Annotated in this window: 23 protein-coding genes; 17 read left to right on the forward strand and 6 right to left on the reverse strand. The window is 37.9% G+C overall.

The window, feature by feature from the left end:
- The first annotated feature begins 134 nt into the window (after positions 1-134).
- From ACPEH5_RS04605 to ACPEH5_RS04625, 5 genes are all read left to right on the forward strand, one after another.
- Positions 135-830: a carbohydrate-binding family 9-like protein gene (locus ACPEH5_RS04605; protein ID WP_129466761.1), complete on the forward strand. Its 696-nt coding sequence runs from the start codon at positions 135-137 to the stop codon at positions 828-830.
- 176 nt (positions 831-1006) lie between these two features.
- Complete coding sequence (gene murQ, locus ACPEH5_RS04610) at positions 1007-1924, forward strand: N-acetylmuramic acid 6-phosphate etherase (RefSeq protein ID WP_210846876.1); 918 nt, start codon at positions 1007-1009, stop codon at positions 1922-1924.
- Between the two features lie 61 nt (positions 1925-1985).
- Positions 1986-3347 (forward strand): PTS transporter subunit EIIC, encoded by a 1362-nt coding sequence (locus ACPEH5_RS04615; protein WP_042846575.1) that lies wholly within the window; start codon positions 1986-1988, stop codon positions 3345-3347.
- A gap of 15 nt (positions 3348-3362) precedes the next feature.
- A complete protein-coding gene (locus ACPEH5_RS04620) occupies positions 3363-4208 on the forward strand; it encodes a MurR/RpiR family transcriptional regulator (RefSeq protein WP_042846574.1) in 846 nt (281 codons plus the stop codon).
- Positions 4208-4990 carry a sulfite exporter TauE/SafE family protein gene (locus tag ACPEH5_RS04625; protein ID WP_042846573.1) on the forward strand — a complete coding sequence of 261 codons (783 nt, stop codon included), beginning with the start codon at positions 4208-4210 and terminating at the stop codon, positions 4988-4990. Before ACPEH5_RS04620 ends, ACPEH5_RS04625 begins: the two co-directional genes overlap by 1 nt.
- 17 nt (positions 4991-5007) lie before the next feature.
- On the opposite strand, the gene ACPEH5_RS04630 is transcribed toward ACPEH5_RS04625, so the two are convergent.
- Entirely contained in the window at positions 5008-5895 is an 888-nt protein-coding gene (locus tag ACPEH5_RS04630; protein ID WP_131680503.1) for a rhomboid family intramembrane serine protease, read from the reverse strand.
- Between the two features lie 154 nt (positions 5896-6049).
- The gene (locus tag ACPEH5_RS04635; RefSeq protein WP_048606512.1) at positions 6050-7747 is read right to left on the reverse strand and encodes an NAD-dependent malic enzyme; all 1698 of its coding nucleotides are present in this window, start codon (positions 7745-7747) and stop codon (positions 6050-6052) included.
- A 430-nt stretch (positions 7748-8177) separates the two neighbouring features.
- Between ACPEH5_RS04635 and ACPEH5_RS04640 the strand changes: the two genes are divergently transcribed.
- The 6 genes from ACPEH5_RS04640 (at position 8178) to ACPEH5_RS04665 (ending at position 13156) form a co-directional block, all read left to right on the forward strand.
- Entirely contained in the window at positions 8178-8783 is a 606-nt protein-coding gene (locus ACPEH5_RS04640; protein ID WP_281110666.1) for a hypothetical protein, read from the forward strand.
- Positions 8784-8854: 71 nt separating this feature from the next.
- Positions 8855-9571 (forward strand): hypothetical protein, encoded by a 717-nt coding sequence (locus ACPEH5_RS04645; protein ID WP_129466756.1) that lies wholly within the window; start codon positions 8855-8857, stop codon positions 9569-9571.
- A gap of 13 nt (positions 9572-9584) precedes the next feature.
- Positions 9585-11129 (forward strand): hypothetical protein, encoded by a 1545-nt coding sequence (locus tag ACPEH5_RS04650; protein WP_281110665.1) that lies wholly within the window; start codon positions 9585-9587, stop codon positions 11127-11129.
- 74 nt (positions 11130-11203) lie between these two features.
- A complete protein-coding gene (locus ACPEH5_RS04655; RefSeq protein ID WP_281110664.1) occupies positions 11204-11698 on the forward strand; it encodes a hypothetical protein in 495 nt (164 codons plus the stop codon).
- A 155-nt stretch (positions 11699-11853) separates the two neighbouring features.
- Entirely contained in the window at positions 11854-12522 is a 669-nt protein-coding gene (locus ACPEH5_RS04660; protein WP_221078535.1) for a hypothetical protein, read from the forward strand.
- Entirely contained in the window at positions 12509-13156 is a 648-nt protein-coding gene (locus tag ACPEH5_RS04665) for a hypothetical protein (RefSeq protein WP_129466753.1), read from the forward strand. The genes ACPEH5_RS04660 and ACPEH5_RS04665 overlap by 14 nt, the downstream gene beginning before the upstream one ends.
- Before the next feature lie 157 nt (positions 13157-13313).
- Here the strand turns inward: ACPEH5_RS04665 and cdd are convergent, their stop codons facing one another.
- The 4 genes from cdd to metG form a co-directional block, all read right to left on the reverse strand.
- A complete protein-coding gene (gene cdd, locus ACPEH5_RS04670) occupies positions 13314-14201 on the reverse strand; it encodes a cytidine deaminase (protein ID WP_129466752.1) in 888 nt (295 codons plus the stop codon).
- 204 nt (positions 14202-14405) lie between these two features.
- Positions 14406-15101: a CidB/LrgB family autolysis modulator gene (locus ACPEH5_RS04675; protein ID WP_042846566.1), complete on the reverse strand. Its 696-nt coding sequence runs from the start codon at positions 15099-15101 to the stop codon at positions 14406-14408.
- Complete coding sequence (locus tag ACPEH5_RS04680; RefSeq protein WP_042846565.1) at positions 15101-15568, reverse strand: CidA/LrgA family protein; 468 nt, start codon at positions 15566-15568, stop codon at positions 15101-15103. Before ACPEH5_RS04680 ends, ACPEH5_RS04675 begins: the two co-directional genes overlap by 1 nt.
- A gap of 144 nt (positions 15569-15712) precedes the next feature.
- Entirely contained in the window at positions 15713-17740 is a 2028-nt protein-coding gene (gene metG / locus ACPEH5_RS04685; RefSeq protein WP_042846564.1) for a methionine--tRNA ligase, read from the reverse strand.
- Between the two features lie 339 nt (positions 17741-18079).
- On the opposite strand from metG, the gene apbC reads away from it, so the two are divergent.
- The 6 genes from apbC to asmA all read left to right on the forward strand — a co-directional run bounded on the left by apbC (position 18080) and on the right by asmA (position 24508).
- A complete protein-coding gene (gene apbC, locus ACPEH5_RS04690; protein WP_042846563.1) occupies positions 18080-19192 on the forward strand; it encodes an iron-sulfur cluster carrier protein ApbC in 1113 nt (370 codons plus the stop codon).
- A gap of 283 nt (positions 19193-19475) precedes the next feature.
- Entirely contained in the window at positions 19476-20036 is a 561-nt protein-coding gene (locus tag ACPEH5_RS04695) for a LemA family protein (protein WP_042846562.1), read from the forward strand.
- 101 nt (positions 20037-20137) lie between these two features.
- Positions 20138-21094: a zinc metalloprotease HtpX gene (htpX, locus tag ACPEH5_RS04700; protein ID WP_042846560.1), complete on the forward strand. Its 957-nt coding sequence runs from the start codon at positions 20138-20140 to the stop codon at positions 21092-21094.
- A 179-nt stretch (positions 21095-21273) separates the two neighbouring features.
- Positions 21274-21918, forward strand: coding sequence for a uridine kinase (udk, locus tag ACPEH5_RS04705; RefSeq protein ID WP_042846559.1), 645 nt, complete (start codon positions 21274-21276; stop codon positions 21916-21918).
- A 42-nt stretch (positions 21919-21960) separates the two neighbouring features.
- Positions 21961-22542: a dCTP deaminase gene (gene dcd / locus ACPEH5_RS04710; RefSeq protein ID WP_042846558.1), complete on the forward strand. Its 582-nt coding sequence runs from the start codon at positions 21961-21963 to the stop codon at positions 22540-22542.
- 127 nt (positions 22543-22669) lie between these two features.
- Positions 22670-24508, forward strand: coding sequence for an outer membrane assembly protein AsmA (gene asmA, locus ACPEH5_RS04715; protein WP_129466751.1), 1839 nt, complete (start codon positions 22670-22672; stop codon positions 24506-24508).
- Positions 24509-24662 lie beyond the last annotated feature (154 nt).

Raw genomic sequence — 24662 nt, forward strand, 5'->3', positions numbered from 1 at the left:
CTCGGTAGTTTTTATGTCATAAGGCTATCTGTTATGAAATTTTAATTTTATATTTATATTTTGTTGTGAAATTAAATTTCTTTAAATGTAGTCTATCTTTGATAATAAACACAGTAACCTGATAGGTGAAAAGCATGAAACTAACGACATTAATCGCGGCAAGTGCGGTACTGATTACTTCAAGCGTAGCAGCAAAAGATTACCAAATTAACCATACAGAACAGTTGAAATCACTGAATGATGCGACTAAAAGTGCTGAAATCTGGGAACAGGCAGAGGTATTGACGGACTTTACTTATCCATGGGAAAAAGAAGCCGCTCCGAAAACAGATTTTCGTGCACTTTGGAGTGATGACGCATTATATTTTCGTTTTATTGCCGAAGATAAAGACATACAGCTGGGGGATGACCCTGATAAAGACCAAGCAGTATTAGATTCTGATCGTGTAGAGCTATTTTTTGCTACCAGCCCTGAACTAAAGCCTTATTATACTGCTGAAATGGACCCTAAAGGGCGTACTTTTGACGCGAAGGCTAATTTTTATCGGGAGGTCGACCCTAGTTGGAATTGGGAAACGCTGCAAACCGTGGGTGAAATAACACCAAACGGCTATATATTAACAGGCAAGATTGACCTTGATGAGTTCAGCAAGCTTAATTTATGGCAAGACAAAGATAAGAAAACCCTAATGTGCGCTATCTTACGCGGGGAGTTTAGTGCTGGTGAGCCTAAGCAAGTCCGTAAGTGGATTAGCTGGATCAAACCTGATTCTGTAAAACCTGATTTTCATATACCTTCTGCTTTTGGCACCTGTAAATTTGTAAAATAACGCTATGAGCGGCAGTATTTCACTGCCGCTTTTTCCCTTAGAACATGAATGAACTGTGAGAAAGATCATAATCATCACTTTAGTTGATTTTATTATTGCAATTTAAATTGAAATAAAAATTCATACATAGTAATTTTTATTGAAATTAAATTTCAAATGCAATGAGGGGTGTTTCAATGTCTCTAGCCGAAAGTACTCTGAGTGACTGTCTACAAAATGAATTCAATCAGGAAACCTTACAGTTTTCACGTTTGGAGACATTATCGATGGTTACACTAATTAACCAAGCGGATAGCACAGTTGCAGGGGCTATTCAGACCGTTTTACCCGCGATTGCAGAGGCGGTTGATGCTATTGCTGAGTGCTTAAAACAAGGCGGTCGTTTGTTTTATATCGGTGCGGGGACTAGTGGAAGGCTTGCAGTCTTAGATAGCGCGGAGTGCCCTCCAACTTTTGGTACCTCACCAGAATTAGTGCAATCAATTATTGCTGGTGGTCAAGATGCGATGCTAAAGGCAGTTGAAAATATTGAAGATTCACCTGAAGCAGCAATAGAAGAATTGAAAAAGCGCCAGCTTTGTGGAAAAGACGTTGTTGTGGGTATCGCTGCAAGTGGGCGAACTCCATTTACTTTAGCAGGGATTGACTATGCCAATGGGCTTGGTGTGTTAACCGTTGCTATCACGACCCGGGGCCGCGGGCTCTTAAGTCATATTGCAAAAATAGCGATTGCGCCAGATGTAGGGCCTGAAGTGCTATCAGGCTCAACGCGCATGAAGAGTGGTACCGCCCAAAAAATGATTTTAGGTATGTTAAGTACATGTGTTATGGGCCGCCTCGGCCGTATCCACACTAACTTAATGATTGATGTCGTTGCCAGTAATATTAAATTATTACGCCGTGCAGAACGAATTGTCAGTGAAGTTTGCGGTATTGATACACAAATAGCCGCAGAGTTATTAGTGCAAGTGGATTACCACCCACGACGCGCAATTTTAATGTATGAATTACAAATTAGTGCACAGCAAGCAACGGATATAGTTCAGCAGCATCCAAATACAACACTGGATAAAATGTTAGAAACTCACCGTTAATAAACCGGTATAGCATGATGGAGAGCCAAGCTATTGGCTCAGCCAACATCAGGGGAATAATATGGCTAATAAGATAGAACATCTGGAAGTACTCGCCAGAGAAATAGAAAAATATGCGGGCGGCTTTGAGAACGTGGCAACTTTAACTCACTGTATGACTCGTATCCGTTTAGTGTTAAAGGACAATAGCAAGTTTGATGCTGATGCGTTGAAGCAAATTGATGGTGTGAAAGGTGTTATTTTTAATGGTGAGCAACAGCAGGTGATTGTTGGTATGGGCACCGCAGCAAAAGTTTTTTCAGTAATGAATAAGCGAATGCAGGGTAGTGCATCAGCCACCACAGCCGAGCAAGCTCCTGTAGAGAAAAAAGCGTTTTCTATTCGTCGTACTTTAAACACCTTGGCTGCTATATTTGTTCCTACTATTCCAGCTCTGATTGGTTGCGGCCTTATTATGGGGCTTATCAATATTGTTCGTTTGGTTGCACCAGGGGTTGTAGAACAATTTCCAGAGCTATTCAAATTATTGAAATTAATCGGCAGTTCAGTATTTGTTTATCTATCAATTATGATTGGGGTAAATACGGCAAAGGAACTCGGCGCATCGACCTCAATTGGTGCGGTTATGGCGGGCTTGCTCTCCATGCCGGGATTGGCTGATATTACTTTATTTGGCTCCAAACTGGTACCAAATAGTGGTGGGATATTCGCCGTCTTGATGGTCGTTGTTTTTTCGTCAAAATTTGAAGTGTGGTTTCGAAGTATTATCAAAGAAAGCCTTGATTTGATAGTCACACCATTTGTTACGATCTTAGTATCAGCAATGGTTGCCATTATCGTATTCCAACCTGCTGGCCATTATTTGAATCAAATCTTGGCGCAAGGTGTTTCTGTTGCATTACTGGATAGTGGTGGTGGTGCTGTAGCGACAGGTGGGGTCTTAGGCGGTAGTTTCTTATTTTTACTGTTAACGGGTCTGCACCAAGGGTTGATACCTATCCATGCGGAAATTTTACAAACCTTTGGTCTGAATTATTTATTCCCAATCTTAGCAATGGGCGGTATGGGGCAGGTAGGTTCTTGTTTCTGGGTGTATTTAAAAACTAAAAATCAACGGTTGAAAAAAACGCTAGTCGGGGCATTGCCGGTCGGTATTTTTGGGGTAGGTGAACCATTGTTATTTGGTGTGTCATTACCGCTAGGTAAGCCCTTCATTGCTGGCTGTATTGGTGGTGCTGCTGGTGGTGCATTAATGGCCTTTTTCCATGTTGGTATTATCATCCCATTTGGCACCGCTGGGTTATCATTAATCCCATTAGTAGGAGATGGGCAAATACTGGACTTTCTAATTGCAGTTGCAGGCGCATGGATTGTCGGGTTCATTGCCAGTATGATAATAGGCTTCACTGATCCAGAAAAATAACTAGAAGGAATAGCCATGTCGACACTGACGGTAAAACTGGAAAGCTTACAAACTAGAGGTAAAGGCACTGAGCAGCGAATTGCCACATTTTTGTTGGATAATCGTGACAGTATGATTGCGATGAATGCCGCAGAATTAGCACAAGCTGCTGGGGTCAGTAGTGCGTCTGTTATCCGCTTTTCACGCCAGATGGGTTATCGTGGCTATCCTGAATTTAAAGTTGATTATTTGTCTGATGAAAAACAACATAAAGCGGAAAGCTTATACGGTAATCTGAGCCGTAATGATGGAACGGAGCAGATAATCGCTAAAACAGGGCAAATGTTTATTTCGGCAATTGAAAAGTCATTGGATTTACTAGAACCGTCAGTTATCGATGACGTTGCCCAAAAAATGAATAATGCGAAGCGGATTGTATTGTTTGGTGTGGGGTCATCAGCAATTGTTGCCAGTGATATTTACCATAAACTTATTCGTATCAACAAGCATGCATTATTCAGCTACGACTTACATGTTCAGTTAAGTTATTCTGCTAATTTAAACCAAGATGATTTAGCTATTGCAGTGACTGCTCGTGGGAATACTCAAGAAATCAACCAGATGTTGCGAGCTGCGAAAGAGACAGGCTGCCCGACGGTTGCTTTGACTCGTTTCGGGCAAGATGAAGCGGTGAAATTAGCTGATTTCAGTTTACCTTATTTTTATGATGAGCAGCATACACAGTTAGGGATAATTACCCCCCAAGTGTTACAGATGATCATCTTTGATACGTTGTTTTTTAAATATCTTACGTTAGTGGATAGTGATGCAGACTTAGCATTACAAAAAGGGCGACAAGCACTGATACAAGGCAAGAGTTAATGATTGTAACAGAGTTAGCAATAGGTGCTCTAATTGGGCTGATTATCAGTACAACGGGGGTTGGTGGTGGAGTGATTGTTCTGCCCATATTAACCTATTTTTTTGGGCTTAACGCATTAGCGGCTGTCGCGACAGCTAATTTTCTTTCGATGTTGATGAAAGTCTCTTCTTCCTATATGCATTTTCGGTTAGGCAATATTCCTTTTAAAGGGGCGATGATTGTTTTAGCCATTATGTTGCCGAGTACTTTTTTATCAAGTCTTTTAGTGACTTGGCTTGGGGGGTTGCCTGGGTATCAACTACAAGTCGAATGGGGGATTAACCTTTTAGTTGCTGCTGCAATTATTTTCTCGTTGTATTTATTTATTCAGAGAATGTTTTTTGTTTCAGTCATTAAGCAAAAAATGGTAGAAACCAACCAACTAAAAGCGATGGCGCTCCCTGCTATTCTAGCCGGCGTGGTGCTAGGTGCAACGGGGGTGGGTGGTGGTGTTGTTGTGTTACCTATGCTATTGCGATATATGCAGCTGAATATTAAACAGGCAATAGGGACATCAATTTTTGTGACGACGTTATTATCGGGTTCATCAGCTTTGGCTTATGCACAGGATGGCTATACCGATTTAAAATTGGCGTTGATATTATGTGCTGGGGCATTGATGGTGATGCCCCTTGCGAAATATTTATTGGTTCATTTGTCTGAGCGCACTTTCCAATATGTCACATTGTTATTGATTGCCTGTAGTGCGGTGATGATGACTATGAATTTATTTTCTTTTTAGTTTTATCGTGTTAGGGCTCAGCTTTGCCATTGATTGAGCTCTTTTTCCATTTCTTGATAAATAAATTGACGCTCATAGTTAAGTTCTTCATCTTCGGATGATGAATACTGATTAAGTGCAAAAAACAGTAAAATAGCCGCAATTAAAGTAATTAATATACTAGATGTAAATTTTCCTCGGTTGGTTGCCTGTGGCGCAAGTACAAAAGCCCCACTAATAAATGCGCCAAGAACTGCACCGCCAATATGTGCCGCGTTATCAATCCCTGATTGCAAACCATTTACCAAAGTTAGACCTATCATGGCCATTATATTGTATAACGGGCGCTTTAACTGGTTTCGTTGTTCTATAGAAAGAGCAGGGTTATTGATGGCTTTTAAAAGGTAAATAACTGAGGCTGCGGCTAACCCCATAATGGCACCTGAAGCGCCAATACTAACAGTGATATAAACGGTATTATCGGGTAGATAAAGGCTGCTCCATGTATTTAATGAGGCTTGAGATGCCACTTCTTTTAATGCTTCTTGATATTGCCAATAAGCGCTGAAAAAGGCAGCTCCGATACCTGAAAATAGGTATATCGCGAGCATTCTAAATTTCCCATAGTTACGTTCGCATTCAATCCCAATAACAAACAAGGCCAACGTATTTAAAGCAAGGTGCATACCGCCTGAGTGCAATAGCATACTGACTGGATAACGCCACCAATCCCCAGTTAATGAAAGTTGGTAAACATTGGCACCAAATAGCAATAAATTATTTTCTTGGGAATCGAGTGGGGCGGCATAATTGAGCTGATAAAAATAAACAACAATATTTAGCACCGCAATACAGAGCGTCAGGGCTATTGCCCATAGGGAAAATTTAGGTTTCTGCACAGTTGCTGCATTGAGGTCGCCAGTCATGTAAATATCCTATTAATCAGTCATGGACGTTATCTTAAATAAGTGATTTGTTTAGCGCAATTTATCATTATCTGAGAATACAGATTTTAGCTTTTTAGGGAATTGTAAAAACAAAAAAGGGGCCTAAGAGCCCCTTTCATACGCTTATTACGAATTAAAATGAAGTTCGTTTATAAGTGCGGTACTCCGGTTTCCAGAAATTACGTTCAATTGCTTCATCAAGTGCTTCATCCGAAGTTACGGTAGCAACACCTTGAATCTGTGCTTCTTTTGCAACTTGTTTAGCAATGATACGAGAAACGTGTTGGATATCAGAAAGCAAAGGTAATAACGCCCCTTTCCCTTCTTTTGCCAGAGGAGAACAGCTTGCTAACGCACGGCTGGCAGCCATTAACATACCATCAGTAACCCGTTTTGCTCCTGAGGCAATCACACCAAGGCCAATACCTGGGAAGATATAGGAGTTGTTACATTGTGCAATTGGGAACACTTGGTCTTTGTAAGACACTGGGCTAAATGGACTTCCTGTTGCGACTAAGGCCTTGCCATCAGTCCAATTGATAATGTCTTCAGGGCGAGCTTCAACCCGCGAAGTTGGGTTCGATAATGGCATGACGATAGGGCGTTCACAGTGCTTATGCATCTCTTTAATGATTTCTTCTGTGAATAACCCAGCTTGGCCAGATACACCAATTAATATGGTTGGTTTGGCATTACGCACCACATCTAACAGTGAAATTGAATCACTGTTAACATCCCAATCAGTTAAATTTCCACTGTTTTGGGTTAATTTGGCTTGGAAGTCGAGTAAATTAGGCAGTTTATCGGTTAACAGACCAAAGCGGTCAACCATATATATGCGTGAACGAGCCTCTTCGTCACTCAGACCCTCAGATTTCATTTGGGCAATGATTTGCTCAGCAATACCACACCCGGCTGAACCGGCGCCTAAGAAAGTGACGCGTTGGTCGCTTAACTTACTACCAGCAGCATGGCTAGCTGCAATTAAGCTACCAAGTGCGACGGATGCAGTACCTTGAATATCATCATTAAAACAGCAGAGCTCATTACGGTAGCGGTTTAACAACGGCATTGCATTCTTCTGTGCAAAATCTTCAAATTGCAGCAATACATTTGGCCAGCGGCGTTTTACCGCTTGTACAAATTCTTCGAGGAATTCGTTGTATTCATCGCCAGTGATCCGTGGATGACGCCATCCCATATACAGGGGGTCATTCAGGCGTTGTGGATTATTGGTCCCCACATCAATAACGATTGGCAGGGTATAAGCTGGGCTGATCCCCCCACACGCAGTATATAAAGAGAGTTTACCAATTGGGATGCCCATTCCACCGATACCTTGGTCACCAAGACCTAAGATACGTTCACCATCGGTTACAACGATGACTTTTACGTTTTGTTTGGTGGCATTTTGTAGCATGTCGTCGATGTATTCACGGTTCGGATAAGAAATAAATAAACCTCGTGCACGACGATAAATATCAGAGAAATGCTCACAGGCTTCACCCACCGTAGGGGTATAGATGATTGGCATGACCTCTGTAAGGTGGGCATCAATAAGGCGATAAAATAAGGTTTCGTTGGTGTCTTGAATATTTCTTAAATAGATATGCTTATCAATATCTGATTTAAAATCAATTAATTGGCGGTAAGCACGCTCAACTTGTTCTTCGATGGTTTCAACTTGTTCAGGCAGTAATCCATGTAAGTTAAAACTTGCGCGTTCTTCTTCGGTAAACGCACTTCCTTTATTCAGTAAAGGAAACTCAAGCAAAATTGGGCCAGCGTAGGGTATATAGAGAGGGCGTTTTGTTTCGTATTCATGTTCCATGAAATATCACTCTTCGGACGATTAATCAACAAAGTCAGGGTAGATCCTAAGCTAAACAGCAAATATGTACAGTAAATAATGATAAAAAAGCGTTAAAAAATTTACTGAAAAATATTGTGCATATGATAAGGAGTTTAAGCGCGAAAGGGAATGAAAGCCGTCAATGGTGTACTCATTACGGTGGGTAGATCACGGTTAGGCAAGTATGAATGAATTCTTTTTATCTCAACGGTTTTTTAAACAATGGTTTAACTTCCTGATGGATAAATTCTCTTAATGTTTTTTTCACTATTTTTAATGAGTTAGTGAGTGAAAAAATTAGTTTACTGTAAGTGAAATTATATTTTCAAACATCATATATTGCTGCATGTTTTTAACTGTTTTAGCTTAGGGTTATTAATTTATATTTCAATCTTGGGGTAAATCATAGATGAAAATTAAAAACATATTAATAATATTCATATTATTGATTATTTCTCTTTGCAATCTGTCATATGGAAGTGGCTTTTTAACAAACAAAAAAGAGAAAGTAAAATCAGATAATATTGAAAATTATTATAATAGTAAGAAAGAAATAGGTATTTTTATTATTTTGATTAGAGAATATATGAAGCAAGTGATGGTTGAATATAATAAACCATTATCAAATAAAGATTTTAATAAATACCATTATGAACACGCATTAGCTCATCTAGAAGTGCTTTTAAAACGTTTTGAAAATGGCAGTACTACGACTCGCAGGGATATTAGTTATCAAGAGGCTGCTGAAATAAATAAAAAAGCATTTGCAGCCTGTGACATGCCCTTTGATGCTTGGTTCTTTGCAGATGTTTTTGATGTCTTAGATCATGAAACTAATCAAAAAATTTGGGATGACATGCTAAATGCATTGGCGAATGATTCCCATGAAAGTGAAAAAAAAGTATTCTTATTTCTTTGGAATAAAATGAAAAATGTATCGGATTTAGATAAGATCGAAAAAAGCAAAAGATGGCTTAATAGACTTGAGTGCGTAATTATATCATTTAAATCATGATTGGAAATTATATTTTATTATTCTAATTTTTATAATTTAATTATTATTAAATTAGTTCAATAGGTGAAGTTATGGAATTTGGTGTTTTTATCAGTTATATATTTAAGTTAATTATTAATGTATTTCTATTATTAATTTCTATAAATGTTTATGCAGAAAATAGACCGGGCTTTGTTTGTGGTAAGTTTAATGGACATACTGTTGAAGTACCTGTTAATTATGTCGATTTTATTGCTGAGTATGAAGGGTATAGTTATTTTGATCGTAGAGCAATCAAAAATAAAAAAGGATGTGATGCTAATTTCACTGTGTTGCCTTTAAGAATGACATGGCCGGCAATGAAACCCGTCGACAGAATGGGGTTAGACCCAAATATAGAGAAGATAAAAATAGCAGTAATGCCAATGACAAATGATACGGCAACAATGAACGAACTTAGAGATAATTCAATTAATAACGATTTTTTTGGTAAAAGAAGTAATGTTTATTATGATGATGAACTTGACTTGTATTTTGTTGAATATGAAGATAAAGGATTAATGAAGAACGAAAGTGAGTATTATCAAAGAAAAAGGAGAGTTTATTGGTTTGAAAGTAAAAGTGAAGTAATAGGTGTTATTCGTTGTGATTGGGTACAAGTGAAAAATGAATATTACTTTTGTGAAATTAACGGTCAAATACCCCAAGTTGATGCATATATTCAAGTGAATATAAAATGGAATCTAATAAATCGATGGGAAAGTATTTTATTAAAATCAAAAGAATTTGTGATAAATTATACTAAATAGAAAGGGATGTTAAATGTCAAATATTAAAAAATACAGTGTCAGTAGAGTGTTTACAAACAATGATCTTACTATGATTACAAAATTATTAAGGGAAGATAAAAGTCCTAAGCAAATGTATCGATATCTAGCGAATAAAGGTGATCGGTATGCTTTATTTGCTGGAGTGAGTGGAAGTGAATCAGGTTTTTGGGGTAAATATACGTTGTATGATCCGAATAAAAATCCATTGTTAAATAATGAAAAAATAAAATCGGAGGAATTTAGTAATATAGATTTTAGACTAGCGGATGAATATTTAATTTTACTTGAGAGTAAACTCAATGAATCTGGTGGGGAACTGGTTGAAATACTGGATATTAATCATGATGAGTTGATTTTAATTAATACTAAAGCCTGCTATAAAAGTAGGTTTAGTATTGAGAACTGGTATTTACATGCGGTATTTGAATCACTCTCACCAAATGAAAGGGAAGGCTTTTGGATTCATAGACTAAATTCCAGCACAGAATTCAAAGAGCAAATCAATCATCATTATAAGACATTTGATATGATGATTAAAAAATATATTTCAAGTAATAGTTCTGAAAAAGAGATGTTAAAGTCATGGTTAACGAATAATTTCTATATTTCAATGTATAAGGAATTAAGTAATTCACAAAATTATGAGCTTGATAAGATAAGAAGCTCTGGGTCAGAATTATCTAATTTAATGACGGATGTGATTGGTCGTATAAAAACAAACGAAAAAGTGCTAGGTGATGTCGTTCCGTGGGTATTTCATGAAGTTGATGCTGATGAGGTATTAACTCAAGATGCCATTTCATCAATAAAAAGTGAGATAGATATCTTATTTTGGGAAACCAAAGAGGAAAAATTAAAATTTTTAATGAATGAAATCAGTGTAAATAGGCATAATCGCAGGAAGAAACGCGCTGCATTATTTAATGTGAATGAACAGAATAAATTTGAATTGCATTTAAAAGATGCACAGGATGTGTGTGAAAAATTAGAAGAGAAAAAAGATCCTAAAATTTTATATGACTATTTAGTAGAAAATAATGAACAGTATGGTGTGATCCCTAATGGGCTTGTTAGAGGTGACTCATCTGCAGGAAAAATGGCAACAAATTTCTTAGTTGAAAGAGCAAAACAGCATAATATCATATTAGGCCATAATGATTTAAAAAGAATACAATTTAAGGTGGCATTAGAAACGAGGCAAAAGTTGCTTGATAAGTTTGATGATGAAAAAACAACAGTTTTACGTAAAAAGTTTACTATTCGGGACATTGAAGATATACATGATAAAGTATTTATAAGTGAAAATTTACCTAAAGAAGCCTGGACATTATCAATTCCACTACAGATTATCCCTATTGAAAAACATAATGAAATTTATGATGAAATGATATCAAATTCAGGAAGTAATAAACAACAGGTTGAGTTTGGACTTTATTTAACCGATGAGATGCTGACTGAGATAATAAAAAATCCATCTAAAGAAAAAATTGAGTTATTTATTGAGTGGACTAATACTGCATCACAGTTGGTAATATAAAAGAAGCGGGGGCTGTTTTTGGTGATTATTTTGTAGAAAGTGGAATAACACTCAAGGAAGATATAGCAGCCTACGTGAATGAATTAAAAAAAGTTATCCCTAAAAGCGATTTAGATATTTATGGGGTTGAGAGCAAAATATCGCAAACCAAAACCCAGCCTATCAATCAAGGAGCGCCATCAACACCTCCAATTAAGTATCCACACAATATGGTAGATAAATCGATATTGGAAAGCACTTATCCAAAATCTGAACCGAATAGACAATTAGTACCTCGTACAACAAACTTACTTGATAGGTTTAAGGATAATGAAACACCAACAAATTATTATCTAGAACGCCCGAGTGTTGTTCTTCCGGGAACTTCCGGATTTAAAGACTTCCCTACAGATACCATAAGAAGTAACCATCATTTTGAAAATATGATTGGCCAGTTAAGAGACAATATATCATCAATGAACAATTCAATGGACTCATTTGATGATAAATACTCAATACCCTCAATGCCAAGTATACCTGAATTTAGTTATAGTGGTTATTCTTCTGGAGGATCTTTTAGTTTTAATTAATATTTAAAAAGTCTACTTATAATAAAATAAATTATTTTAATTATTAGTAACCGAATGGTGATTACTGATGTTTATTTTTATGTGGACAATGTGTTTTTTACATAATTTCTTTTTAAGATTGTTGGTTTCTAACTTTATGAATCACAAGGATGTCTATGAATTATAAATTAATAGTTGTACTTTCAGTTTTTCTTCTCGGTGCTTGCCAAAATCCTCAAGGAAATAATGTGAAATATAATAAAAAAAATACAATTAATTTTTGTGAAAATAAAGGTGTTAAAACGCCACGTCTTTTCTTTATGCTACAGATGTTATACTTTTCTGAATCTAAGGATTTAATATTTGATAGAAAAAAATTAGTCATTTTTAAGGGTGAAAAAGATAATAACCTAATGTTAGAATTTTTAAAGTATCCAAAGGAAGCATTTATTAAAAAATTAAGCCATGAACAGGCAATGGGTTTTTATCGTGAGAATTTAAATGAAATGGGAATGTCTTATTATGCTTGGATTTTAGCAGATGTTTTAGATGTTATTAATGAGAGAAACCGAGAGGCACTATGGCAACAGTTCATTTTTGTGATGAATAACAACGATCCTGCGAAGGAAGCTAAATTATTCATGATGCTTTGGTATGCAATGGTAAGAGAAGCTTCCAAACCACCATCAGACAAGCAAATTAAAAGCAAAAGATGGCTGGAGAAAATGAGGCGGATTACTTTAGTTAAAAATATAGAAAAAGAATTAGACTTTATGTTTGAAGAAATGATTAATAATTCAATGAATTTTAATAAGAATAAAAGGAGTTCTAATGATGGTTTCTAAATCTATTATTTCTAAATTAATTTTTATAATTTTATCATGTTTAATTCTCATAAATAAAGGTTACTCTTTTAATGAAAAATATAACCCTCAAAAGGTAAATGATTCAAGTGATAAATATTTCAGTATTTTTATTTATCTAGAAAAAGAGTTTTTAAATAATCATATGAAGGCACGGGGTGAGTCATTCACCAGTGAAAAGCGGAGTCGGTATCAAAAAGAAGTCAAATTAGCATATGGACGAATTATGAAAAATCGCAAAGAAAGTGATAACATCCCAATTGGTGATATTACACATCAAGAATTTATTAAAATAAAAAAAGAAGCGATGTTAAATTCAGGGATTCCTTATGAAGGTTGGTTGTTTAAAGATGTATTTGAAGTATTATCTATAGATAAAAAGAATAAAATTATAGGGAAACTATTAAATAGCTTTTCTAATAAATCACTTAATGGTGAATCAGCGTTATTTGCTAGCATTTGGCTAGACATGAAAGAAGAAGCCGCGCAATCTGCATCGATAAAACAGCAACAAAGCCAAGCTTGGCTAGAAAAAATGCGAAAGATCCCTTTAGTTATTACATTAGAAGAGACGATAAATGAAACAGAAAAATTGTTTAATGAATTCACTTACTAGGGCTTATATTAATCAAAACTAGTGAGTTCTATTATGGATGGCCACTTTGCAGGTAAATGGTACTGTGAACAAGATTAAAGTTCTAATAGCAACTATACGGTTATTGCTGTTTATTCAAGCTCCCAGCAATAACCGTTATATTTAAATAAATATAAAATTAATCCAAATAAGCTAATTCAATATTTTGGCAACCTAGTGCCTGTAATGTATTTTCGGTAACACACCAATGTTTGATAATCGCATCTTGTTTTTCAACAAATTTAGCTTGGTCGATGGCATGAATATCTTTACCTGCAAGGTTAATCATAATTAAAGCGGCTTGCAGTGGCGGTAAACTTGGGTTGAATGCCGCATTCTCTGCGTAGCGGCCTGTAAACAGTGAGCCATCTTTCAACTGTAACGCAATACCTGAATGGGCCTTACTATAAGGTGCATGGGATTGGTTTGCAGCCTCAATTGCTGCACTTAATAACCGGTCACGGCTTTGGTTTTTATAACCATGGTCAACAGTGTCTAGCAGTAGTGTAGTAATATTGAGGTCAGAGGGCCCAAATGAGTCTGGTAAATAGTGGTGTAGTACCGCAGGTGTGCGGCCTGGTAAATTCACCATAATTTTACCGCCTTCACGCAATTCATTCATAAATTGGCGGCAGTGCCCACAAGGTGTGTAATTCACGGTAATTGAGGTAATTTGTGTTTCACCTTTCATCCATGAATGGGTTACAGCGCATTGTTCTGCATGAATGACTTGCCCCATTGATACGTGGCTAAATTCCATATTGGCACCAAAGTACAAATTACCACTTGCACCGCAAGCGATTGCACCAACTTGAAAATGGGAGATAGGTGTGACGGCATAGGCTGCGGCAAAAGGTAACAATGCAAAAGCTAATTCCGAATCGTTAATACCACTTTGTGTTTTAATATTTTTAACTTGTTCTGCGGTTAACATCCCCGAAAAATCGGACTTATCGATGATAGGTCTAAGTACAGACTGTAACTTTTCTGGAAGCTCGGCCCAAGCGGCCTTAAATCTTGAATGCATGAGTTACCCTCCCTATTTAATTGTTTTCATTCTATTCAATAATACGTAGAACAATGTGTGACTAAAGTCACTATTTTAAATGAAACATATGAAACAAATTCTTGAATTGAGAGAAGTATCTCATGTTTTAATGTGCGCTAGTGAGTAAGAGGCTGATTAATTCCTCTTACTCATATGATTAGTTATTTTCTTAGTGAGTTAAGCTTAGCTAAAAAGATGTAAAATGACAGGAAATATAAACGGAGCAATAAGTGAAGTGATCACACCACAGGTCATTAGTGCTAGTGAACTATAAGCCCCTTCAATATAATTCACTTCAGCGCAACGTGCGGTGCCTAAGGCGTGAGAAGCGGTTCCCATTGCAAGGCCTCTAGACGCGTGGGTTCGAATACGCAGCACATCAAATAAGCTATGGCCGAACATGGCGCCTAAAATCCCAACAAACAACACACAAGCAGCACTAATGGCAGGGACCCCACCAACCGAATCAGCAACAGCCATCGCAATAGGGGTAGTGACCGACTTAGGTAAAATAGAACCTGCGATATCAGGGGTTGCACCTAACCAGAGTGCAATGGCTGCACCACTGAACATAGCCACTAAGCTACCAGCAAAACAAATGCTTAATAAGGATTTCCACTGAGCGCGGATCTGGTGCATTTGCTCATAAAGTGGAAAAGCAAGCGCGACGACTGCAGGTTGCAGTAAATCATTGAGTATTTTGCTACCTGCAAAATAGTGCTCATAGGATGTGTTAGTTAAAACTAATAGCGTAATAAGCACCGCTATTGTGACCAATAGTGGGTTTAAAATTGGTAATTTAAATTTTACTGACAGCTGGCGTGCTAAATAAAACACTACAATAGTCAGCGGCAATGACCACCAAATATGCGCTAGCATTAGTCCTCCCCCTTAGTTTTATCATTATTAATAACCGAAGAAATAGGTTCTTCAGGGGGTAACGGAACTTCATCTGGTTTAGCGCCAACGACAGGGCGTTCTTTATGGATATAGTTTGAACTGATAGCAACAACGACCATGACGATTAAGGTACTGACCACACAAGAAACGATGATAGGAACCATTTGTTGACTGATTAATTCATAGTAATTCATTATGCCAACACCAATAGGAACAAACAGAATGGTCATATTTTTCAATAAAATACTGCAACCGGGTTGGGCCCAGTGAGCTGGAATTATTTGTAATGCAAGCAATACAAATAAGATTAACATACCGACAATGCTGCCGGGAATGGAAAAGGGAAGTAGTGCGGAAATAAGGTTTCCGATAATCAGGCAGAGGTAAAGTATTGCAAAAGCGCGCAAATATTGCCACCCCGTTATCAGTACCTGCTTAAATGACATGAGACTGGTCCTGTTATGTAATATCTATTCATCATACAATTAACTTTATAATTGTGCTACCGATCACAATAAAAAGGCAATAAAAAAGTGGGGAGTTTTTAGCTCCCCACTTATAACAAATAACTGGATTACTGCATATGCTCGTTATTTAACTTGCATACCTGGCTGTGCTCCGTTATCAGGGCTGAGCAGATAAATATCTTTTCCACCAGGGCCTGCTGCCATTACCATACCCTCTGAAATACCAAAGCGCATTTTACGTGGCGCAAGGTTTGCAACCATCACGGTTAAACGGCCTTCTAATACTTTTGGATCTGGATAAGCAGAGCGAATACCAGAGAATACTTGGCGAGTTTCACCACCAATATCTAGTTGTAATTTCAAAAGTTTATCAGAGCCTTCAACAAAATCAGCATGTTTGATTAACGCGATACGTAGGTCTATTTTAGCGAAATCATCAAAAGTGATAGTGTCTTGGACAGGATCGTCAGCCAAAGGCCCAGTAACTTGCTGGATAGGTTTGATGCTCTCTTTTGAGGCTTCAACCATCGCATCTACTTTTGCCATTTCAATACGGTTAAATAGCGCTTTGAACGGTGCGACGCTGTGGTTCAATAATGGGGTGTTAATCGCATCCCATGCAAGTTCCGTATTTAAGAATGCTTCCGCACGTTTAGTCAGACCTGGTAAAACGGGTTTCAGGTAAGTCATGAGAATTCGGAACAAGTTAATACCCATAGAGCAAATATCTTGCAGCTCTTGGTCTTTACCTTCTTGTTTCGCGACCACCCAAGGGGCTTTCTCATCTACGTAACGGTTAGCGATATCGGCCAGAGCCATAATTTCACGGATAGCTTTATTGTATTCGCGGTTGTTATAGTCCTCACCAATGATTTTTGCAGCATCGACAAACTGTTGGTATAGCTCAGGTTCAGCTAAGTTTGCTGATAATTTGCCATCAAAGCGTTTAGCGATAAAACCTGCATTACGGGAGGCTAGGTTAACCACTTTATTGACGATATCACTGTTCACTCGTTGTACGAAGTCTTCTAAATTCAAATCGATATCATCAATACGTGAAGATAGCTTCGCTGCATAGTAATAGCGTAAGCAATCAGCATCTAAATGATCTAAATATGAACGAGCAGTAATAAAAGTACCGCGCGATTTAGACATTTTTGCACCGTTTACCGTGACATAGCCATGAACAAATAAATTTGTCGGTTTACGGAAATTACTGCCTTCTAGCATGGCTGGCCAAAATAGGCTATGGAAATAGACGATGTCTTTACCAATAAAATGGTAAAGATCAGTTTTTGAGTCCTTATTCCAAAATTCATCGAAATCGAGATCACCGCGTTTATCACAGAGGTTTTTAAATGAGCCCATATAGCCGATAGGAGCGTCAAGCCAGACATAGAAATATTTCCCCGGCGCATCAGGAATTTCAAAACCGAAATAAGGCGCATCACGGGTGATATCCCATTGTTGTAGGCCTGATTCGAACCATTCTTGCATTTTGTTTGCGACTTGTTCTTGTAATGCGCCTGAGCGAGTCCACGCTTGAAGCATGTCGCTAAATGCAGGAAGATCAAAGAAAAAGTGTTCGGAATCACGCATTACAGGTGTAGCACCAGAAATCACCGAACGTGGATTAATTAATTCCGTTGGGCTATAGGTTGCGCTACACACTTCGCAGTTGTCACCGTATTGGTCTTCAGCTTTACATTTTGGGCAAGTGCCTTTAACGAAGCGATCAGGTAAAAACATGCCTTTTTCTGGGTCGAAAAGCTGTGAAATGGTTCGGTTTTTAATAAAACCGTTATTTTTCAGCTTCCCATAAATCAGTTCTGATAATGTTTTATTTTCTGCACTATGTGTTGAGTGGTAATTATCATAGCTAATGGCAAAACCAGCAAAATCGTCCTGATGCTCTTGGCTCACTGCTGCAATCATTTCTTCGGGAGTAATACCGAGTTGCTGCGCTTTAAGCATGATTGGCGTACCGTGCGCGTCATCGGCACAGATAAAGTGAACCTCTTTGCCGCGCATTCGCTGATAACGGACCCAAATATCAGCCTGAATATGTTCCAGGATATGACCAAGATGGATTGAACCGTTAGCATAGGGTAACGCACAGGTTACCAGTGATTTATTCGCGACTTGAGACATAGTAACTTTCTTACTTCCATTATTTGAAAAGGGTCTTTGATGTTAACCGATCAAAACCATCGCTGCTAGGGGTATAAAATATTAATTGGAAATTTGTTTAAAAAAGAAATTGTTATCTGAGACACCATAAAACTTTGTCATTCAGTTCACTTTAGGGGGGGGGAGATTAACTCTTCGTGGCTTTTCCTGAGCTTAGCTTCACTATTTTTTGTGTTCTCTGTTATGATTAATCTTAGTCAAAGTATATTCAGCGGATCTTCGGTAGTTTACTGAGTTTGATAAACCTAGAGACGCTATTTAGGATATACATAGTTCAAAAATATAAATAAAGGAGCCGGGATGAACGATAAATCCCCCGAGCAAAACAAACCAGAACTGTTGACTGAACAAGTCTCCAAGGTTTTGGCTTCATTTACACACCCAACGCTGCAACGTAATTTGATTGCTATTAAAGCATTACACCACTGCGCAATGTTGGACAATGTGCTGCATGTCGAGTTAGTGATGCCTTTCGTTTGGAAAGGGCCGTTTCAAGCATTAATTAGCGAAAAAACAGCAGAATTAAAACAACAAACCGGCGCACACGCAGTTGAATGGAAACTTCGTCATGATATTACGACGTTAAAACGAGCAAATGATTTGCCCGGTATTAATGGTGTTCGTAATATCTTAGCGGTGAGTTCAGGTAAAGGTGGTGTTGGTAAATCAAGTACCTCGGTAAACTTAGCATTAGCTTTGGCGCAAGAAGGGGCTAAAGTCGGTATTCTTGATGCGGATATCTATGGCCCATCAATTCCGAATATGTTAGGGACCACACTAGAGCGCCCTACATCTCCTGATGGTCAGCACATGGCACCGATAATGGCTTATGGTCTAGCAACGAATTCAATCGGTTATTTAGTTACTGACGATAATGCGATGGTTTGGCGTGGCCCAATGGCAAGCAAAGCATTAATGCAAATGCTCCAAGATACACTATGGCCAGATTTAGACTATTTAGTTATCGATATGCCACCAGGAACGGGTGATATTCAACTCACACTGTCACAAAATATCCCAGTAACCGGTGCAGTGGTTGTTACTACCCCACAAGATATCGCATTAGTTGATGCCATGAAAGGTATCGTGATGTTTAAGAAAGTGAATGTCCCTGTACTGGGAGTGGTCGAAAATATGAGTGCTCATATTTGTAGTAATTGTGGCCATGTTGAACCAATTTTTGGTACTGGTGGCGCAGAGAAATTAGCAGAAAAATACCATACTAAGTTATTAGGGCAGGTTCCACTGCATATCTCTCTACGTGAAGACTTAGACCGCGGGCAACCGACAGTTATGCGTGACCCTGAAGGTGAGTTTGCGGATATTTACCGTGAAATTGCGTCAGGTATTTCTGCACTTATGTATTGGGAAGGGGATAAAATCCCAACGGAAATTTCTTTCCGTGCGGTTTAAGTTATCGCAAAGTAGAAACCATTATTGAGCGCTAAAAGTAAACTAGCTTAATAAGTGAAATAGGGGGTAAGCGCGGCTTTTCCCCTTTTTTATTAGCAAATGTTCTGAGTTGTATTTTTCTTTTTGTTTTTTATATCTCTTATAACGGAAAAATGTTTACCTAAACTTTCTATTTTTCTGATTTATATGCTTAGCGTTTCTTTATTGCTTAATGTTCGCGTAGAATAGCAGCATATCTTGTTTAATCAGTTGTCTTCCTGCGGGTAAGCCCTAAAAGGTGATTATGAAATTTTTAATTTTTATTGTTGTTATAGCGATTATTATTTTTTACTTTTATAACCGCATTGTGGCATTGCGTGAAGCGGTTATTTCTAGTGAAACTGAAATTTCAGTTCAATTAGATCGCCGTGGAAAAGTATTTGATAGTTTGCTTGCAACGGTTAAAAAATATTTAAGCCATGAAACCGAAGTTTTCAGTAAAATTACTGAACTACGAACCCAAGCACAAAATGCAACAGGGGATAAAGCACGAGAAGCGGAAGATGCGCTGTCTAAAATGGTGACTAGTGGCGCTATCAATGTTGCGGTTGAAGCTTATCCAGAGTTAAAGTCAGATGCGATTATGGCCAATTTGCAAGAGGAAATCGTTTCTTCTGAGAATAAACTTTCTTTTGCCAAACGTGGTTATAACCGTTCATTAGAAACGTATAACGCTTATATAGCCTCAATGCCAGCTGCACTGATTGTTGGTATTATTCCGAGCTTAAAAATATCTAAGGAATACTGGCGTCTTGATGAAGAAACGATTAAATCTGAAGAATCACGTCGTATTAACTTCGATTAAATATCGTTTTAATTCATAATATTGAAAAATCATTGGGGTGCTGAGGTTCCTTCTCGACAGCATTCCAATGTTTTGTATTATTGTAGAGAACAGGTCATTTTATGGATTTTAGAAACGTCATACGCAAAAATAATATTCGTACTCGTTTAGTTGTGATGAGTTACATTTTGCTAATGTTAGTCATTGGTTTACTGGCGGATATTGCAACGCACCCAAATGAACAGCTAGATTTGTTTGATAATGCGATGGAGTTTGTGACGTTTCAAGAGTGGCCTATAGCGACATTTATTGTTCTAGGTTTGACATTTCTTGGGTTGATTTATATTCATTTTAGAGGGCATAAAATGATGCTAGCGGGAATGAACGCTAGGGAAATCACTCAGGAAAATGCAAAAAGTTCTGAAGAAAAACAACTGTTCAATATTATCGAAGAGCTTAGTTTGAGCGCTAGTTTAGGTTATATTCCACGTTTATATATTTTAGATACTGACGAGCCGAATGCTTTTGCTGCGGGGTGGAACAAACGTAATGCCCTTGTGGGAGTGACCCGAGGTTTGCTTCAAAGCCTTAATCGACAGGAGGTTCAGGCCGTTTTAGCTCATGAAGTGGGGCATATTATCCATGGGGACTCAAAATTAACCTTGTATGTGGGTATTTTAGCAAATGTTATTTTGACGGTGACCAATTTATTTAGCCAAATCTTTATTCGCACGGCTGGGCGAAGCAGAAATAATGCCGCTAATAAGGCTCAAGTTATTTTACTAGTCCTTAATTTCGTTTTACCGTGGATAACACAAATTCTTTATTTTTACTTATCTCGCACACGTGAATATATGGCAGATGCAGCCGCAGTCGATCTGACATCTGATAACCAAGCCATGATCAGTGCGTTGAAAAAAATATCTGGGAAGCATGAAACCCATGAGTACGATGAGCGAAGTACTGGTCAGGCTTATCGAAAAGCGGCTTATATTTTTAATAAGGGAGATTCAGTTTTTTCTACACACCCATCTATTGAAAACCGCATTGCTGTCTTGGAAGGTAAAAAGCAATTTTAATAGTAAAATAAATACAGCGAGTATTGATTAGCGGCTTTTCTTCAAATATTGGCGTTTTTTTAGCAAACTTTGCCGAGGGATGCTGGAACAACACGTCATTACCCCCTATAATTCCGCCAACATAACATTTCTATGTTATGTATTTTCATTTCTAAAATATTTAACCAGGTTATCATTTTATGACTGACATAGCGCATCACTGTACCATTGTAGGTATATCGGGAGCCTCTGCATCTGGCAAAAGCTTAATTGCAAGCACTCTATATCGAGAACTTAGGGAAAAGGTCGGTGATCATAATATAGGTGTTATTCCAGAGGACTGTTATTATAAAGACCAAGCAGATATTCCAATGGAAGAACGGCTTAAAGTAAACTATGACCATCCTAATTCAATGGATCACAGCTTGCTTTATGAGCATCTTAAATCACTGAAAAGTGGTCAAGCAGTAGAAATTCCTCAATACGACTATGTCGCTCATACTCGCAAACAAAAAACCATTACGTTTAAACCTAAAAAAGTCATTATCATTGAAGGCATTTTATTGTTAACTGATAAACGCTTACGTGGTGAGATGGACTTTTCTATTTTTGTTGATACTCCACTCGATATTTGCTTGATGCGCCGCATTAAACGTGATGTAAATGAAAGGGGCAGAACACTTGATTCTGTCATCGAACAATATAATAAAACTGTGCGCCCAATGTTTTTGCAGTTTATTGAACCGTCTAAGCAATATGCTGATATTATTGTACCTCGCGGTGGTAAAAACCGGGTTGCGATAGATGTCTTGAAAGCAAAAATTGGTGAATTCTGTCAAGATTAACAAATTAGCGCAGAGACTAAAATAATGAAGGGGGAAACAACCATGCGTCTATGTGACCGCGATATTATTCAATGGATGGATGATGGTAAATTAGTCATTAGCCCACGCCCACCCGTTGAACGGATTAATGGTGCAACCGCTGATGTTCGACTGGGTAATCAATTCCGTGTTTTTCGTGGGCATACCGCTGCATTTATTGACCTGAGCGGTCCCAAAAATGAGGTTAATGCCGCGTTGGATCGTGTAATGAGCGATGAAATCGTGCTAGGTGAAGATGAACCATTTTTCCTACATCCAGGGGAATTAGCACTTGCAGTGACGCTTGAGTCTGTTACGCTCCCTGACAATCTTGTTGGTTGGTTAGATGGTCGTTCTTCACTAGCAAGGCTGGGTTTGATGGTACACGTAACAGCACATCGAATCGATCCCGGCTGGCATGGGCAAATCGTGTTAGAGTTTTATAATTCTGGGAAATTGCCTTTAGCGTTACGTCCGGGTATGGTGATCGGTGCTTTAAGTTTTGAGCCATTATCTGGTAGTGCAGACCGCCCATATAATAGCCGTCAAGATGCTAAATATAAAAACCAACAAGGTGCAGTAGGTAGCCGGATTAGCGAAGACTAAGCACTGTAATTTTGCGGAACTTGTTGTTCTTGAAGGATATGAGAAGCAATTTCCGCCCATTTTCAGGGATAGCCGTGGTGTAAGTTCGCTTTATGATGGGCGCTGGTGGGTTTTAAGAGAGGGAAGCATGAAACGTTTTTTAACGACATTGATTATTTTACTTGTGGTCATTGTTGCGGGTTTGACAACACTTGTGATGCTAGTAAACCCCAACGATTTCCGTCATTACATTGTGGAACAAGTAGATAAAAAAAGTGGATATCAGCTTGAATTCAATGGGGATATGCGTTGGCATGTTTGGCCTACACTCAGTATTATTACGGGGCCGATATCTCTCACAGCTCCTAATGCGACAACTCCTGTTCTTAGTGCGGAAAACATGCGCCTAGATGTTGAATTATGGCCGCTTATTTCTCATAAGCTCTCCGTTGAGCAAATTGTGATTGATGGTGCGGTCATTCGCAAAACACCAGAAAGCGAACCCAAAATTCACACCAATGCCCCAGTAGCCCCTGGCGGAACAGCGCCATCATCCTCTCCAACAGAAAAAACTAATTGGTTATTAGATATAGAAAAAATCAATATATCCAATAGCTTAGTTATCTGGCAAACTGCTAAAGACGAATTTAATTTACGAAATATAAATTTATCATTGAAAAAAAGTGATAAAAAACAAATCGCAGCCAAATTCAGTGGTAACTTGAATAAAAACCAGCAAGAACTTATTTTTGATACACGGGCTGATATAGATTTATCTAATATTAATCAAAAGATTAGTGGGAAGTTGACACAATTTGACTATAAATTAAGTGGTGTTGATTTACCCGAAAACGGTATAGAAGGGCAGATTACCAGCGATTTCCTGTATTCAAAAGGGAAAATAGAAAATGCAAGTTTGAGTAATTTGTTGATCAAAGCCAATGAGAGTAGCTTAACGGGCAATATCAGTATCCAATTAACAGATATCCCAAAAGTGGCGATTGAGTTAGTTTCAGATAAATTAGATTTAGATAACTTACTTGGTACAGCAGCGGCTGATTCTAATTCAACGGCTGAGACAAATAATAACCGTATCGGTGTTAAACCTGTGATATCAGGTTCAAATACTCAACAGTATGATTTATCTGGTTTACAGTCTTTTACCGCAGATATTAATTTAGCTATTAATCATTTAGTTTATCGTGGAATGACAGTAACTGATGTGGTTTTTGAGGCACAAAACCAAGCTCCACGTTTTAGCGTTGCTAAACTGCAAGGGAAAGCGTTTGGTGGGGATTTCTCATTGCCCGTCACCTTGAATTACCGCTCAACTCCTGCTTATGTTTCAGCTAAGCCAAAATTTAACCATATCGATTTAACACCATTACTAAAAGCATTTAATATGCCGCAGAAAATAAGCGGTATTATTTCGTTAAATGCAACCTTATCGGGTATTGGGTATGATGATTATGCGGTAAAAAACCAATGGCAGGGGCCGGTTAGCTTTGAATTGAGAAGTGCCAAATTACAAGGCTTGAATATCCCACAACTAATTCAGCAGTCGGTTTCTCGTGTTACGAATAAAATAAATGCTCCCGTTAATACTGGTAATTATACGGAAGTAGATTTATTCAAGGTAGCTGGTATTTTGAATAAAGGTAATTTAAATATATCCTCCATGCAAGCGACCTCTGCCTTGGTTAATATTAATGGTCAAGGGAATATGAATATCCCTAATGAAACTATAGATGTTAATTTAGGTGTGAATATCGCCAATGGTTGGGGAGGGGATTCACGCTTGGTTAAACAGCTACAAGAGATGACAATTCCTCTGCGGATTTACGGTAGCTGGTATAGTTTACAGTACCAGCTAGATGTGGAAAAACTCTTGCGAAATGAATTACGAACTCAAGCTAAAGAAGCCATTGGTAATTTCTTAAAAAAAGAAGAAAATAAAGGGCTTAATGATTTATTAAACGCGCTTTAACTTAAAAAAACGCCCTTTATTGGGCGTTTTTTATAAATGCAAATGGACATTAATAGTAGCCATTTCCATTTTTATAATCTTCTTATCTTTGTTTTGTGTTTTCAAAGGTATTTTTAGTCTGCTTAACTGAACTATCCCTAGATAAATAGTTACT

It is taken from the genome of Providencia sp. NPDC089933, from assembly GCF_049545585.1.
Lineage (GTDB): Bacteria > Pseudomonadota > Gammaproteobacteria > Enterobacterales > Enterobacteriaceae > Providencia > Providencia huashanensis.

What these genes read in the sequence shown, in the direction of transcription:
- ACPEH5_RS04605 (WP_129466761.1), top strand. Translation starts at nt 135, where the DNA reads ATGAAACTAACGACATTAATCGCGGCAAGTGCGGTACTGATTACTTCA.
- murQ (WP_210846876.1), top strand. Translation starts at nt 1,007, where the DNA reads ATGTCTCTAGCCGAAAGTACTCTGAGTGACTGTCTACAAAATGAATTC.
- ACPEH5_RS04615 (WP_042846575.1), top strand. Translation starts at nt 1,986, where the DNA reads ATGGCTAATAAGATAGAACATCTGGAAGTACTCGCCAGAGAAATAGAA.
- ACPEH5_RS04620 (WP_042846574.1), top strand. Translation starts at nt 3,363, where the DNA reads ATGTCGACACTGACGGTAAAACTGGAAAGCTTACAAACTAGAGGTAAA.
- ACPEH5_RS04625 (WP_042846573.1), top strand. Translation starts at nt 4,208, where the DNA reads ATGATTGTAACAGAGTTAGCAATAGGTGCTCTAATTGGGCTGATTATC.
- ACPEH5_RS04630 (WP_131680503.1), bottom strand. Translation starts at nt 5,895, where the DNA reads ATGACTGGCGACCTCAATGCAGCAACTGTGCAGAAACCTAAATTTTCC.
- ACPEH5_RS04635 (WP_048606512.1), bottom strand. Translation starts at nt 7,747, where the DNA reads ATGGAACATGAATACGAAACAAAACGCCCTCTCTATATACCCTACGCT.
- ACPEH5_RS04640 (WP_281110666.1), top strand. Translation starts at nt 8,178, where the DNA reads ATGAAAATTAAAAACATATTAATAATATTCATATTATTGATTATTTCT.
- ACPEH5_RS04645 (WP_129466756.1), top strand. Translation starts at nt 8,855, where the DNA reads ATGGAATTTGGTGTTTTTATCAGTTATATATTTAAGTTAATTATTAAT.
- ACPEH5_RS04650 (WP_281110665.1), top strand. Translation starts at nt 9,585, where the DNA reads ATGTCAAATATTAAAAAATACAGTGTCAGTAGAGTGTTTACAAACAAT.
- ACPEH5_RS04660 (WP_221078535.1), top strand. Translation starts at nt 11,854, where the DNA reads ATGAATTATAAATTAATAGTTGTACTTTCAGTTTTTCTTCTCGGTGCT.
- ACPEH5_RS04665 (WP_129466753.1), top strand. Translation starts at nt 12,509, where the DNA reads ATGATGGTTTCTAAATCTATTATTTCTAAATTAATTTTTATAATTTTA.
- cdd (WP_129466752.1), bottom strand. Translation starts at nt 14,201, where the DNA reads ATGCATTCAAGATTTAAGGCCGCTTGGGCCGAGCTTCCAGAAAAGTTA.
- ACPEH5_RS04675 (WP_042846566.1), bottom strand. Translation starts at nt 15,101, where the DNA reads ATGCTAGCGCATATTTGGTGGTCATTGCCGCTGACTATTGTAGTGTTT.
- ACPEH5_RS04680 (WP_042846565.1), bottom strand. Translation starts at nt 15,568, where the DNA reads ATGTCATTTAAGCAGGTACTGATAACGGGGTGGCAATATTTGCGCGCT.
- metG (WP_042846564.1), bottom strand. Translation starts at nt 17,740, where the DNA reads ATGTCTCAAGTCGCGAATAAATCACTGGTAACCTGTGCGTTACCCTAT.
- apbC (WP_042846563.1), top strand. Translation starts at nt 18,080, where the DNA reads ATGAACGATAAATCCCCCGAGCAAAACAAACCAGAACTGTTGACTGAA.
- ACPEH5_RS04695 (WP_042846562.1), top strand. Translation starts at nt 19,476, where the DNA reads ATGAAATTTTTAATTTTTATTGTTGTTATAGCGATTATTATTTTTTAC.
- htpX (WP_042846560.1), top strand. Translation starts at nt 20,138, where the DNA reads ATGGATTTTAGAAACGTCATACGCAAAAATAATATTCGTACTCGTTTA.
- udk (WP_042846559.1), top strand. Translation starts at nt 21,274, where the DNA reads ATGACTGACATAGCGCATCACTGTACCATTGTAGGTATATCGGGAGCC.
- dcd (WP_042846558.1), top strand. Translation starts at nt 21,961, where the DNA reads ATGCGTCTATGTGACCGCGATATTATTCAATGGATGGATGATGGTAAA.
- asmA (WP_129466751.1), top strand. Translation starts at nt 22,670, where the DNA reads ATGAAACGTTTTTTAACGACATTGATTATTTTACTTGTGGTCATTGTT.